Annotated in this window: 13 protein-coding genes; 10 read left to right on the top strand and 3 right to left on the bottom strand. The window is 59.5% G+C overall.

What is annotated here, in order from left to right; genetic code table 11:
* Nucleotides 1–197: 197 nt before the first annotated feature.
* From KGB23_RS06090 to KGB23_RS06080, 3 genes are read left to right on the top strand one after another with little or no spacing between them, the layout of a single operon-like run.
* Complete coding sequence (locus KGB23_RS06090; protein ID WP_223430304.1) at nucleotides 198–1319, top strand: glycosyltransferase family 4 protein; 1122 nt, start codon at nucleotides 198–200, stop codon at nucleotides 1317–1319.
* The gene (locus KGB23_RS06085) at nucleotides 1312–2088 is read left to right on the top strand and encodes a DUF2334 domain-containing protein (RefSeq protein WP_223430303.1); all 777 of its coding nucleotides are present in this window, start codon (nucleotides 1312–1314) and stop codon (nucleotides 2086–2088) included. Before KGB23_RS06090 ends, KGB23_RS06085 begins: the two co-directional genes overlap by 8 nt.
* Nucleotides 2085–3080, top strand: coding sequence for a YbhN family protein (locus tag KGB23_RS06080; RefSeq protein WP_223430302.1), 996 nt, complete (start codon nucleotides 2085–2087; stop codon nucleotides 3078–3080). Before KGB23_RS06085 ends, KGB23_RS06080 begins: the two co-directional genes overlap by 4 nt.
* Here the strand turns inward: KGB23_RS06080 and KGB23_RS06075 are convergent.
* Both KGB23_RS06075 and purU read right to left on the bottom strand, forming a co-directional pair.
* Nucleotides 3067–3243: a hypothetical protein gene (locus KGB23_RS06075; RefSeq protein ID WP_223430301.1), complete on the bottom strand. Its 177-nt coding sequence runs from the start codon at nucleotides 3241–3243 to the stop codon at nucleotides 3067–3069. The genes KGB23_RS06080 and KGB23_RS06075 overlap by 14 nt on opposite strands.
* A gap of 86 nt (nucleotides 3244–3329) precedes the next feature.
* Nucleotides 3330–4178 carry a formyltetrahydrofolate deformylase gene (gene purU / locus KGB23_RS06070; protein WP_223430300.1) on the bottom strand — a complete coding sequence of 283 codons (849 nt, stop codon included), beginning with the start codon at nucleotides 4176–4178 and terminating at the stop codon, nucleotides 3330–3332.
* A gap of 339 nt (nucleotides 4179–4517) precedes the next feature.
* Here purU and mvaT point away from each other — a divergent pair, with 339 nt between their 5' ends.
* Complete coding sequence (gene mvaT, locus KGB23_RS06065; protein WP_007933316.1) at nucleotides 4518–4895, top strand: histone-like nucleoid-structuring protein MvaT; 378 nt, start codon at nucleotides 4518–4520, stop codon at nucleotides 4893–4895.
* A 99-nt stretch (nucleotides 4896–4994) separates the two neighbouring features.
* On the opposite strand, the gene sbcB is transcribed toward mvaT, so the two are convergent.
* Nucleotides 4995–6425: an exodeoxyribonuclease I gene (sbcB, locus tag KGB23_RS06060; RefSeq protein WP_223430299.1), complete on the bottom strand. Its 1431-nt coding sequence runs from the start codon at nucleotides 6423–6425 to the stop codon at nucleotides 4995–4997.
* 183 nt (nucleotides 6426–6608) lie between these two features.
* Between sbcB and KGB23_RS06055 the strand changes: the two genes are divergently transcribed.
* From KGB23_RS06055 to KGB23_RS06030, 6 genes are read left to right on the top strand one after another with little or no spacing between them, the layout of a single operon-like run.
* Complete coding sequence (locus KGB23_RS06055; protein ID WP_223430298.1) at nucleotides 6609–7334, top strand: RDD family protein; 726 nt, start codon at nucleotides 6609–6611, stop codon at nucleotides 7332–7334.
* Nucleotides 7331–8308 (top strand): stage II sporulation protein M, encoded by a 978-nt coding sequence (locus tag KGB23_RS06050; RefSeq protein WP_223430297.1) that lies wholly within the window; start codon nucleotides 7331–7333, stop codon nucleotides 8306–8308. The genes KGB23_RS06055 and KGB23_RS06050 overlap by 4 nt, the downstream gene beginning before the upstream one ends.
* Nucleotides 8295–9839 carry a DUF4129 domain-containing protein gene (locus KGB23_RS06045; protein WP_223430296.1) on the top strand — a complete coding sequence of 515 codons (1545 nt, stop codon included), beginning with the start codon at nucleotides 8295–8297 and terminating at the stop codon, nucleotides 9837–9839. Before KGB23_RS06050 ends, KGB23_RS06045 begins: the two co-directional genes overlap by 14 nt.
* Nucleotides 9836–10999 (top strand): DUF4350 domain-containing protein, encoded by a 1164-nt coding sequence (locus KGB23_RS06040; protein ID WP_223430295.1) that lies wholly within the window; start codon nucleotides 9836–9838, stop codon nucleotides 10997–10999. Before KGB23_RS06045 ends, KGB23_RS06040 begins: the two co-directional genes overlap by 4 nt.
* Nucleotides 10996–11997, top strand: a complete 1002-nt coding sequence (locus tag KGB23_RS06035; protein WP_223430294.1) for an AAA family ATPase — start codon at nucleotides 10996–10998, stop codon at nucleotides 11995–11997. Before KGB23_RS06040 ends, KGB23_RS06035 begins: the two co-directional genes overlap by 4 nt.
* Nucleotides 11994–13325, top strand: a complete 1332-nt coding sequence (locus KGB23_RS06030; protein WP_223430293.1) for a DUF58 domain-containing protein — start codon at nucleotides 11994–11996, stop codon at nucleotides 13323–13325. Before KGB23_RS06035 ends, KGB23_RS06030 begins: the two co-directional genes overlap by 4 nt.
* Nucleotides 13326–13345: the final 20 nt, after the last annotated feature.

Below are 13345 nucleotides of genomic sequence, written 5' to 3'. Positions count from 1 at the left end.
CCGATCGCATGCTTATCAAAACCTGAGTTCGACTCGGACTTTCAGGTCGATGTAGCTCCAAGAACACCTCGGTCAGTCCCCTCTACCTCTGGGAGAGGGTTAGGGTGAGGGCGCGCGATCGACGCCCCGCCACAAAACCCCAACCGAACATCTATCCTTCATAAAGGTCAACCTAGGGAGAACAACGGACCGGAGGGATGTTCATCGTGCATATCGCTGACATAACCATGTTCTACGCCCCTGCCAGCGGTGGCGTGCGCACTTATCTGGATGCAAAGCACCGTCGCCTGAGCATCAAGCCGGGCATTCGCCACAGTCTGTTGATCCCTGGGGCTTACTTGAGTGAACAGGATGGCGTTTACACGGTTCCGGCCCCCGCCCTGCCCTTCGGCAAGGGTTATCGCTTCCCCCTCCGTCTCGCGCCATGGCGCAATGTTCTGCAGGATTTACAGCCCGACCTGATCGAGGTCGGCGACCCCTACCTCACCGCATGGGCGGCCCTCGACGCCCGGCGGCAACTCGATGTCCCGGTGATCGGCTTTTATCATTCGGACCTGCCGCTGCTGGTCAGCAATCGCATGGGCAACTGGGTCACCACCAACGTCGAAGCCTATGTCAGCAAGCTCTATGGCAACTTCGATCGGGTTCTGGCGCCCAGCCAGGTCATGGCCGACAAACTGATTGGGCTGGGGGTGAAGAACGTTTTCGTGCAACCGCTGGGTGTCGATTTGCAAACCTTCAATCCCACCGCACGAGACACAGGCCTGCGGGCCGAATTGGGCATTGATGAAAACACTCATTTGCTGATCTTCGCCGGGCGCGGTTCCAAGGAAAAAAACCTGCCGGTGCTGCTCGACTGCATGAAATGCCTGGGCCGACGTTATCACCTGCTGCTGGTAGGTTCGTCGATGCCGGCCGTGGTACCCGACAACGTTACCGTGATCGGTGAATTCTGTACGGCGGCACACGTGGCGCGATTGATGGCCAGCGCCGATGCGCTGCTGCACGCCGGCGATCAGGAAACATTCGGCCTGGTGGTTCTTGAGGCCATGGCCAGTGGCATTCCGGTGGTGGCCGTGGCGGCCGGGGCCTTTCAGGAAATCATCACCGATCAATGCGGCCGGCTCTGCCCGCCGAACAATCCATTGGCGATGGCCAACACGGTCCGCGAGCTGTTCAGTTCGGGCAGCGTGGTTTTAGGCAAACAGGCCCGCAGCCATGTCGAGCGGCATTACTCCTGGGACACGGTGGTCAACAGCCTGCTGGGGCACTATCACGCCGTGCTCGACAGCCACTGGCCGCTGACGGCCAATGGTTGAGCCCATGAACCCGCCCAGCCTGTTACTCGTGCTGCACGACGTCGCACCGCAAACCTGGGCCGATTATCAACCCTTTGTCGAAGCCGTCGACGCCTTGGGCGAGGTGCCGATGACCTGGTTGGTGGTGCCGAACTTCCACAAGCACAACGATCTGGAGGAGCATCCGGGATTTCGACGCTTGCTCGACAGTCGAATCGCCCGAGGTGACGAACTGGCATTGCACGGTTACTTTCATTGCGATGAAGCGCCCACTCCCACTACGCCACGAGACTGGTTCATGCGCCGGATTTACACCCACGAAGGCGAGTTTTATGGCCTGTCTCAAGCAGCCGCCCTCGCCCGCCTGCGCGCCGGCATCGAAATATTCCACCGTTATCAGTGGCCGCTGGAGGGCTTCGTCGCCCCGGCCTGGTTGATGAGCGAAGGGACGCGCCAGGCCTTGCGCCAGTTGCCCCTGAGTTACACCAGCGATTCGCAGCATCTGTATCGTCTGCCGGACTTTACCGCCGTTGTTGCGCCAGGGTTGGTCTGGAGTGCGCGCAGTGCCTGGCGCCGTGGGTTGTCGAGGCTTGTCAGTGATCAACGCGAACAACGCTGGCAGCAAGCACCGGTGATTCGTCTTGGCTTGCACCCGGTCGATATGCGCCACGAGTTCTCGCGCACTTACTGGCTGCAAACCCTCAAGCGCTTGCTCGACGAGGGACGTGTGCCGATGACCAAGGCACGCTGGCTGGCGCTGCAAAGCGACCGTATCGGCCGCGCCGCATGAGTCGCGGGATTCTGCTGCTCGTCGCGCTGCTCGCTGCGGTGCTGATTCCGTCGCTGCTGGGCGGTAACGAAACCTGGTATCGGCTGCGAAGCTTTCCGCTGACATGGTTGCTGATCATGTTCGGCATGATCCTGCTGTGCTGGGTGCTGAACACCATGCGCTTGCGCCTGTTGTTAGGGGATCAGCGCGACAAGGTGGGCCCGCTGAAAAGTCTCGGAGTGGTGATGGCCGCCGAGTTCGCCTATTGCGCAACACCGGGCGGCAGTGGCGGCCCACTGACGATCATGGCGTTGTTGGCGCGCAATGGCGTGCGTCCGGCCAGGGGCAGCGCCGTGTTCGCCATGGATCAGCTGAGCGATTTGCTGTTTTTTCTGTGTGCGCTGAGCGGGATCCTGATTTATGCATTGTTCCAGCACCTCAGCCAACGCATGGAATGGCTGCTGACCGTGAGCGCCATTTCGATGTTCGGCGGGTTAGTCAGTTGCGTGGTGGTCGCCCGCTACCATCGAATACTGATTCGCCTGAGCGGTCGGTTGCTCGCTCGCCTGAATGTCAAAACCACCACGCGCCTGCGCTGGGCGCGAAAACTCCTGCACTTTCTGGCAGCGTTCACGGACACATTGAAGCTGCCCTTTCAGACACTCATCACGGTGTTTGCCCTGACGTGCCTGCATTGGATCTTGCGCTATAGCGTGCTGTATCTGGCGTTGCGTGGGCTCGGGGCGGATTTGCAGTGGGCGTGGAGCTTTCTGATCCAGATGCTCTCACTAAGCGCGGGGCAATTCAGCCTGTTGCCGGGCGGTGCCGGGGCGGCAGAGTTGACCTCGGCGGCGCTGCTGGCACCGATGGTGGGAAAATCCACCGCGGCGGCGGCGATTCTGATCTGGCGGGCGGTAACCTATTACTTCTATTTGCTGGTGGGTGGCCCGGTGTTTTTGCTGATGCTCGGGCGGCCGCTGCTGAAGAAGTTGATGAAGTTCAAGCAGGCGTAGGTTTGTCGTCGGGTTCTTGCTGCAACTGTTCCCACAACTCGGCGGCACCGGGAAACTCTGTCCCATCTTCTGGGTTCATGTCATCCGGGTCGTAACGACTCAAACACCCCTCGCCCAACGTGGCAGGAGCCTTGGAGGTCGCTTTGTCCAATGGGTCGGCCATGGTCATGTCCTCAATGCAGCAACGGCGAAGGGCCTGAAGCGATTGAACGCCCAGGCCCTTCGAATTTCAACTGTGTTGAATGGCTATCAGAACACCACGGTTTTGTTGCCGTGCACCAGCACCCGGTCTTCCAGGTGATAACGCAGACCACGGGCCAGCACCATCTTCTCGACGTCCCGACCGAAACGCACCATGTCTTCGATGCTGTCACTGTGGCTGACGCGAACGACGTCCTGTTCGATGATCGGACCGGCATCCAGCTCTTCGGTCACGTAGTGGCAAGTAGCGCCGATCAACTTCACGCCACGCAAAGATGCCTGGTGATACGGCTTGGCACCGACGAACGACGGCAGGAAGCTGTGGTGAATGTTGATGACCTTGTGAGCATATTCGCTGCACAACGCGGGCGGCAGGATTTGCATATAGCGGGCAAGTACGATCACTTCGGCATCGTGCTGTTTGACCAGGCGCGAGACTTCAGCGAATGCCGGCTCTTTATCCTGCGGATTGACCGGTACGTGGTAATACGGAATCCCGTGCCACTCGACCATGCTGCGCAAGTCGTCATGGTTGGAAATCACGCAGGAAATTTCGCAATCCAGCTCATCACTGTGCCAACGATGCAACAAGTCGGCGAGGCAGTGAGACTCGCGACTGGCCATCAGCACCACGCGTTTTTTCTGCTCGGTATCGGTGATGCGCCAGTCCATCGAGAACTCTTCGGCAATCGGTGCAAACGCTTCGCGAAAGGCATCGATACCAAAGGGCAGCGAATCGGCACGAATTTCGTGACGCATGAAGAACCAGCCACTGAGATTGTCCGAGTGATGGCTCGCTTCAGTGATCCAGCCGTTATGTGACGCCAGAAAGTTACTGACTTTAGCAACGATGCCGACGCGGTCCGGGCAAGCAATCACCAGCCGAAAAGTGCGCATGAGGGTCAAACTCCAGAACTTCGCAAAGGCGGCCATTCTAGCGATTGCGCAGCAAAACTGCAGTATTGATGACGTTTGGCCCGACACAAAGGTAAGCGGCACAGGTTCTGGCAGCACCTGCAACCCACGCGATGGTGTTCCTGTTGCCAATCTTCAAGTGCTCAATTGTGAATATTCGTGATGACTGCATCACACTATTTAACTACACCGGCAATTTATGCCTATTCACCGTAACTAATTTAAATAAAACTCCGGTTAAATGTTTACTTGGTGAAACACCCTGACTATTATTGCCGCACTGTCACCTGCCATCCAGCGCCCCAACATAAGGTAGTCCTCATGTCCTTGATCAACGAATATCGCGCCACCGAAGAAGCTATCAAAGAGCTGCAAGCCCGTTTGAAGAACCTGTCCCAAGACGACAAACTGCAAACCGAGCTGGAATTCGAAGGCAAACTGCGCACCCTGATGGGCGAATACTCCAAGTCTCTGCGTGACATCATTGCGCTATTGGATCCAGAGTCCAAAACCAAAGCACCACGCGGCGGCGCAGTAAAAACTACTGGCACCAAGCGTGCTCGCAAAGTTAAGCAATACAAAAACCCGCACAACGGCGAAGTCATCGAAACCAAAGGTGGCAACCACAAAACTCTGAAAGAGTGGAAAGCCAAGTGGGGCGGTGACGTGGTTGAAGGCTGGGCTACCCTGCTGGGCTAAGCCGTAGCGCTTGTCGCAGACTCATCCGCGACAAAAAAGAACGCCAGCATCTGCTGGCGTTTTTTTATGCCTGGTATTCAGCCCCGAACATTTTCGATTTCAAAGACTCAAACGTTTGCGTAATCCTTCGACATAATTCTGCCATTCATTCAGCACCTCTCGCTGAAACGATGTAGCCGTAATACTCCATTGGGCTGCGGCTTCTACAAAAGTTTCCAGCGTATTTGGCGCCCCCCACTCGGGTGCTGACAAACGTTGCTGACAGAATATTCTCCAGCGTCCTTGCTCTTCGAAACTCAACGTATCGGGGAAGTTGCGTGCGCGATATCGAAACAATAATTCAGGTAATCGTTCATCGTCGAAAGGCCATTGTTGTTGCGCTAATTGAGCCGGGTCGGCAGACCTGACTTGCTCACAAAGACGCCGATCCCGATCACCGATAAAACCATCGTATAACTGTTGCTCAGGGTCTTGGCTCGAGGTGAAATCTTCGCTGGCGTAAATCGCCTGAACTTTATCTCGCCAAACTGTTTGTGCGTCACTTAGCCGCAGCGCGCGCTCTTGGTAGAGCGACATATCCAGCCCCAAACGTTGCTGATCTTCAGAGCGAAGTACCGACAACGGTGCCACCACCGGGCATTTATTGATGTGGATAAGTTTGAGCGGCACCGGCAACTCGCCCTCGGCCAAGTCATCGCGGCGGGTATACAGCCGTTGGCGCAAGGTGTCGGCATCAAGATCGAGCAAGCCCTGAGGGTCCAGATGCAGATCACAGACAATCAAGGCGTTCTTGTTGCGCGGGTGCCAGGCCAAAGGCAGCACCACACCGACATAATTGCGCGCCGCTGAAAAGCGCCCGGAGATGTGCACCATCGGCTGCAACAGACGAATCTGATCCATCACCTTTTGTTTACCGCGTAACTGAAACAACCAGTCAAACAACTTCGGCTGCTTTTCCCGGATCAGACGCGCCAGGGCGATGGTGGCGCGAACGTCCGAAAGCGCTTCGTGAGCGTTTCCGTGATCAATGCCATTGGCGGCGGTCAGGCGTTCGAGTTTGAGCGTTATACGCCCCTCGTCGTCCGTCGGCCAAACAATGCCGTCAGGGCGCAAGGCATACGCTGCACGCACCACATCGATCAGGTCCCAGCGGCTATTACCGCCCTGCCACTCGCGTGCATAAGGGTCGAAAAAGTTTCGGTAAAGACTGTAACGGGTCATCTCGTCATCGAAACGCAGCGTGTTGTACCCCGCCCCGCACGTGCCGGGCGCAGCGAGTTGGGCATGCACCCGGGTCATGAAATCGGCTTCGCTCAGGCCTTGTTCGGCCAGTCGGCCGGGCGTAATACCCGTGATCACGCAGGCTGCCGGATGGGGCAGGATGTCTTCACTGGGCTGGCAGTAAAGGTTGACCGGCTCGTCTATTTCATTGAGATCGAAGTCAGTACGAATCCCCGCCATTTGCAGCGGACGGTCGCAACGGGGGTTGATGCCAGTGGTTTCATAGTCGTACCAGAAGATAGAGGTCACGGGCTATTCCTGAACTGAAGATCGGCGAAGTCTAGGCGTTCACATCCCGCCCCGGCCAGTAATCTCGTCATTCAATCACCTCAAGCCTCTTACCGTGCAATACATAGTTATGTCGTTTTCACCCGAGAGGCTGCTAGCATCGGACGGACATCGAATCCCGAACAGGCCACATCAAGGTTGCCCATGCTCGAGACCACAGCACTGCCAAGGAAAGCGACGCTGTCCCCGCCACTGGATACGCGGTATCAAGTCGAAACGCCGGAAGGCATCGACTTGCCACTGCGCCCGGCCGGGTTGATGGTTCGTGCGCTGGCGTTCTCCATCGATCTCGGGTTGCGCGGGCTGATCGTTGGCCTGCTGTTTATTGTCCTGGCGTTCCTCGGGAAACTCGGTGCAGGGCTCGGTTCGATTCTGCTGTTCGTGGTGAGCTGGTGGTACATGGTGCTGTTCGAAGTGCTCAATCAGGGGCGTTCGCCCGGCAAGCAGTGGATGGGCCTGCGGGTGGTGCAGGACGATGGCACGCCGATCGGCTGGTCGGCTTCGCTGCTGCGCAACCTGCTGCGATTTGTCGACATGCTGCCGTTCGGCTATTTCCTCGGGGCCATCAGTTGCCTGCAACATCCCACCTTCAAGCGCCTCGGCGATCTGGCTGCCGGCACGCTGGTGATCTACCGCGAACAACCGCTCACCCGACCGCAACTGCCCACCGCTCAGCCCCGACGCCCGGCCTTTGCGCTGACGCTGACCGAACAACGCGCCATCCTCGGGTTTGCCGAGCGTCAGGGTGAACTCTCTGAAGCACGGGTCAAAGAGCTGGCGGCCATACTCGCGCAACCGTTGCAGGTGTCGGCGCCAGGGGCCGTGGACGAACTCAATGGCATCGCCCGCGGCTTGTTGGGCCCCACATGAAGCAAAGCCTTTTCGAAACTCGCCACAAGGCCGAATGGGAGCAATTTGCGCTCATGCTTGAACAGCTGGAGCAAGGCAAGGAAGCACAGCGAGTCGCCGGTTTCCCCAGCGATTACCGTCGTCTCTGCCAGCATCTGGCGCTGGCCCAGGAACGTGGTTACAGCAGCTTTCTGATCGACTCGTTACAGCAACAAGTGCTGCGCGGGCATCAACAGCTTTATCGCCACCGCAGTCGACTGGGTGCCAACGTGCGGGGCTTCATCCTGGCTGACTTCCCGCGACTGGTGCGCGAACAGTGGCGCTTCGTGTTCGCCGCCGGCCTGATGTTTTTTGGCAGCCTGATCGGCATCGCTCTGCTGGTGTACCTGTTCCCCGACCTGGTCTACAACCTGATCCCGGCCGAGCAGGTCAGCGAGATGCAAGGCATGTACGACCCCGAGGCCGGTCACCTGGGGCGCTCGGCAGAACGGGCGGCCAGTGAAGACTGGGTGATGTTCGGTTACTACATCATGCACAACATCGGCATCGCCTTTCAGACCTTCGCCAGCGGTTTGCTGTTTGGCCTGGGCAGTGCGTTTTTCCTGTTCTTCAACGGTTTGATGATTGGTGCGGTGGCCGGGCACCTGACGCACATCGGCTACGGGCAAACCTTCTGGTCATTCGTGGTTGGCCACGGCGCCTTCGAACTGAGTGCTATCGCCCTGGCCGGTGCCGCCGGCCTGCAACTGGGTTGGGCATTGATCGCGCCGGGACGCCTGCCCCGCTCCGAAGCCCTGCGATTGGCGGCACGCAAGAGCGTGCTGCTGATTTGCGGGGTCATGCTGTTTCTGCTGATTGCGGCGTTTATCGAAGCTTATTGGTCGTCCACGACAGGGGTCGCGCCAATGACCAAATACCTGGTCGGTGCAGCGCTCTGGTTGTTGGTGGCGACTTATCTGCTGTTTGCCGGACGGACCCGCCATGCGCCTGAGTGACGCCACGGTTGTCATCCGCCCGCGCACAACCTGGGAAGCCATGGACCTGGGCATCCTGCTGAGCCAGCGACATCGGCGCCTGCTGATGACCAGTTGGGCCATCGTGACCTTGCCGATTTTCGCCCTGCTCAGCTGGGTGCAGTGGGATTCGCCCTCCCTCGCCGTGTTCATCTTCTGGTGGCTGAAACCGGTGTTCGACCGCCTGCCGCTGTACATACTGTCCAAAGCCATGTTTGGCGAAACGCCCACGCTGAAGCAGGCGCTGCGCCAGTTTCCGCAGTTGCTCAAACCGCAACTGCTGGCGAGTCTGACCTGGCGACGCCTGAGCCTGAGTCGCAGTTTCCTCATGCCGGTGGTGCAACTCGAAGGGCTGAGTGGGCAGCCACGACAACAGCGCTTGCAGGTGCTGTTGCAGCGCAACGCCGGTGCCGCGCGATGGCTGACCATCATCGGCGTACACCTGGAAAGCGCGTTATGGATCGGCCTGATGGTGCTGTTCTACCTGTTCTTGCCGCAACAGGTCGAACTCGACTGGAACTGGCAGACCTTGATCACCGCCGCCACACAGGACTGGCGATGGCTGGAACACCTGACCAATGCCTTTTACGCACTGGTGCTCATTGTCTGGGAACCGGTTTATGTCGCCTGCGGTTTCAGCCTTTATCTGAATCGACGCACGGTGCTGGAGTCCTGGGATATCGAGCTGGTGTTCCGCCGCATGCGCCAACGCTTGAGCAGCGCCGCTGTCACCCTGCTGCTGGCGGCGTTCCTGTTGATGCCGACGGCGCAAACCGTCTGGGCCGCCGAGCCGGTCATTTCACCCGACAGCCCGCGTCTGCTGGACCAGCCGTTAACCAGTCAAGCGTCCCGGGACAGCATCAAGGCGATCCTCGATCAGCCTCCGTTCAAGAACAAGGAATCGGTCACGCGCTATCGGTTTGGCGAGGACAAACCCGCCACCGACACGGCGGACGATGACCCAACAACCGAATGGCTGGAGGCACTGCTCAAGCTGCTGGACAACCAACACTTCGGCACCGTGGCCTCTCTGATTGAGATCGTGCTGTGGGGGGTGTTAATCGGTGCCATTGGTTTATTGATCTGGCATTACCGTGACGGGTTGCAAGCCTTCGTCAGCCGTCGACCGATCTTGAACAGCAAGGTCGCGCGGCCGTTACCGCAACAGGCTTTCGGCCTGGACCTCAACCGCGAAACCCTGCCTGCCGACATCGCCGCCAGCGCCGAACGCCTCTGGCAAACCCACCCTCGCGAGGCCCTCGGATTGCTCTATCGCGGTCTGCTCAGCCACTTGCTGCACGACTTCAACATGGCGCTGAAACCCGCCGACACCGAAGGCCAGGTCCTGGAGCGCATCGAACACCTGCAACAACCTGCCTTGCTGGCCTTCAGTAAAAACCTGACCGGGCACTGGCAGAACATGGCCTACGGGCATCGCCTGCCTCCCGCACATTTGCAACAGGAACTCTGTGACGGCTGGCGAGCCTTGTTCGGCCCGGGAGCGTTGCGTTGAACCGGCAACGCTGGCTGGCGGTCGGCGTGTTCATCGCCGTGCTAGTGATCGCGCTGAGTGTTTATCTGTACGTCAAGGCGGTGCCCTATCAGGCAGACATCGATCACGGCCCCTCGCCCGAAGCCCAGGCCAATCCGTACCTCGCTGCCGAGCATTTTCTGAGCAAGCAGGGCCTGACCGTCAGCCACGCCAATAGCCTCGACATCCTGCCCACCCTGGAGCCGCATCAGCACAGTCTGTTGTTGCTCGGGGACCGGTACAACATGACCCCGCGCCAGATCGATCAGCTGTTGAACTGGACCCGGGCCGGTGGGCGTCTTTTGTTTGTGGCCCAGTCGTTGTGGGATGAAAAGACCGGCCAAAGCAATGACCTGTTGCTCGACCGGGTGCAACTGCACCAGTCGCTGAGCAAAGATCTCAAGGACCCGCCGCCCGCTATCGACGACGATCCTTATCCCAAGCTGACCAAGCTGTATCTGGAAGACGAAGACGCGCCGGCCTACGCCAGTTTCGATACCGCATTCCATCTCGAAGACCCGAAAAACCTCGCCCAGGCCTGGGCCAACAGCGGCAAGGCCACGCACATGATGCAGCTCAATCACGGGCTCGGTTCGATCACCGTGGTCACCGACGCCGACCTGTGGAAAACCCCGGCCATCGACCAGTACGACAACGCCTGGCTGCTCTGGTACCTGACCGCGGACACGAACGTGACCCTGCTGTTCAATACCGATCACGACAATCTGCTGACCTTGCTCCTGCGCTATTTCCCCCAAGCATTGGTCGCCCTTTTTGCCCTGATCGGTCTTGGCTTCTGGCACGTCGGCGTGCGCCAGGGTCCGCTGCTGGAACCGGCCCCAAGGGCCCGCCGGCAACTTCAGGAACACCTGCGCGCCAGCGCCGATTTCATGTTGCGCCGAAACGGTCAGCAGCACCTGGTGCAAGCCTTGCAGCACGACATCTTGAGGCGTGTGCGGCGCCGTCATCCCGGTTTCGAACAACTCGGCGTTGCCGAACAATGGCTGGTGCTCGCACGCCTGACCGGCCAACCCACACGCGCTATCAGCCAGGCCATGAGCCCGCGACCGAAACAGCGGCTGTCCAGCGCTGAATTCAGCCGTCAGGTCGCCCACCTGCAAACCTTGAGGAACGCCTTATGAGTGAACAGATCGAGCCCGGCACACTGAGCCACGCTATGCAGCAACGCCAGCGCGCCAGCCAACTGGCCCAAGCGGTACGGACCGAATTACAGAAAGCCGTGATCGGCCAAAACACCGTGATCGACGACGTCCTCACCGCGCTGATTGCCGGCGGCCACGTACTGCTCGAAGGCGTGCCGGGGCTGGGCAAGACACTGTTGGTGCGCGCCCTCGCCCGCTGCTTCGGCGGCGAGTTCGCACGCATCCAGTTCACCCCGGACCTGATGCCCAGCGACGTCACCGGGCACGCGGTGTACGACATGCAAACCGAGCAATTCAAACTGCGCAAAGGTCCGTTGTTCACCAACCTTTTGCTGGCCGACGAGATCAACCGCGCCCCGGCGAAAACCCAGGCCGCGCTGCTCGAAGCCATGCAGGAACGGCAAGTCACCCTCGAAGGCCGTGCCCTGCCCATCGTGCAACCGTTCATGGTGCTCGCCACACAAAACCCCATCGAACAGGAAGGCACTTACCCGCTGCCGGAAGCCGAGCTTGATCGCTTCATGCTCAAGGTGCGCATGGACTACCCCGACGCCGATCAGGAGCTGAACATGGTCCGCCAGGTCAGCCGCTCGACCCGCGCCGACATGCTCGACGTGCAACCGCTGCGCACGGTGTTGCAAGCCAAAGACGTGCTGGCCTTGCAACGCATCGCCAGCGATCTGCCGCTGGACGATCAAGTGCTCGATTACGCTGTGCGCCTGGCCCGCACCACCCGCAACTGGCCGGGCCTGATCCTCGGTGCAGGGCCCCGGGCCTCCATTGCTCTGGTGCGCTGTGCCCGTGCCCGCGCCTTGTTGCGCGGTGGCGAGTTTGTGATTCCGGATGACATCAAAGGCTGCGCCCTCGCGGTGTTGCGTCACCGGGTGCGGATTGCGCCGGAGCTGGACATCGAAGGGCTGGACGTCGATCAAGTGCTCAAGCAGCTGCTCGATCAAGTGCCGGCGCCACGCCTGTGAAACCCTCGCGCCTGCTGCTGATCTGGCTCGCATTGCTGCTGGCCATCGGCATCGTGCTGGGCGCGTTGCGAGCATTGGAATTCGCGGTTCCCTCGAGTCTGTTGTCGATCAACTGGGGATTGCTGCTGGCGCTGCTGGCCTTGGCAGTACTCGACGGTGTCCGTCTCAAACGACTGCCCTCGCCCCGCCTCCAACGACAAATGCCCGGTAGCCTTGCACTCGGTCGATGGGGTGAAGTGCGACTGGAGATCAAGCATGATTTTGAACAACCACTGACCGTACAGATTTTCGACCATGTACCGGAAGGTCTGAGCTTCGAAAACCTGCCCCTGTCGGTCGAATTGCAACCCGGCCAGCACAGCGAGATCGGCTATCGCCTGCGCCCGCTCAAGCGCGGTCATTTCACCTTCGAACACTGCGAAGTCAACCTGCCGAGCCCATTGGGTCTATGGTCCGACAAACGCCTGCTCAACGTGGCCGACAACACCCGTGTCTATCCCGACTTCGCTCGCCTCTACGGCGGCCAACTATTGGCGGTGGACAACTGGCTGAGCCAACTCGGCGTGCGCCAACGCCAACGACGCGGTCTGGGTATGGAGTTTCATCAGCTGCGTGAATTTCGTGAAGGCGACAGCCTGCGCCAGATCGACTGGAAAGCCACCGCCCGTCAGCGCACACCGATTGCACGGGAGTATCAGGACGAGCGTGACCAGCAAATCATTTTCATGCTCGACTGCGGCCGCCGCATGCGCAGCCAGGATGACGAGCTCGCGCATTTCGATCACGCACTGAATGCCTGCCTGTTGCTCAGCTACGTCGCCCTGCGCCAAGGCGATGCGGTAGGCCTGAGCACCTTCGCCTGCGACCGACCGCATTACCTCGCCCCGGTCAAAGGCACCGATCAACTCAAGGTCCTGCTCAACACCGTCTACGACCTCAACAGCACCCAACGCCCCGCTGATTACCAAGCCGCCGCCAGCCAACTGCTGGCCCGCCAAAAACGCCGGGCGCTGGTGGTGCTGGTAACTAACTTGCGGGATGAAGACGATGAAGAACTGCTGACCGCCGTCAAACGCCTGAGCAAACAACATCGAGTGCTGGTGGCCAGCCTGCGCGAAGACGTGCTCGACACGCTGCGGCACACGCCGGTGCAAACCTTGCCGGAGGCGCTGGCCTATTGCGGGACGGTGGATTATTTGAATGAACGGGCTGAACTCCATGAGCGGTTGAGTGCTCATGGAGTGTCGGTGGTGGATGCTCGGCCCAGGGAGTTGGGTAGCCAAATTGTGACGCGCTATCTGGCCTGGAAAAAAGCGGGAGCATTCTAGGCTCTAGAATCGAGGGCGTG

This window comes from Pseudomonas sp. GL-B-26, from assembly GCF_019947405.1.
GTDB lineage: Bacteria > Pseudomonadota > Gammaproteobacteria > Pseudomonadales > Pseudomonadaceae > Aquipseudomonas.
Note: the sequence above shows the minus strand (reverse complement) of the source record. Positions and strands in the feature narration are given on the sequence as shown.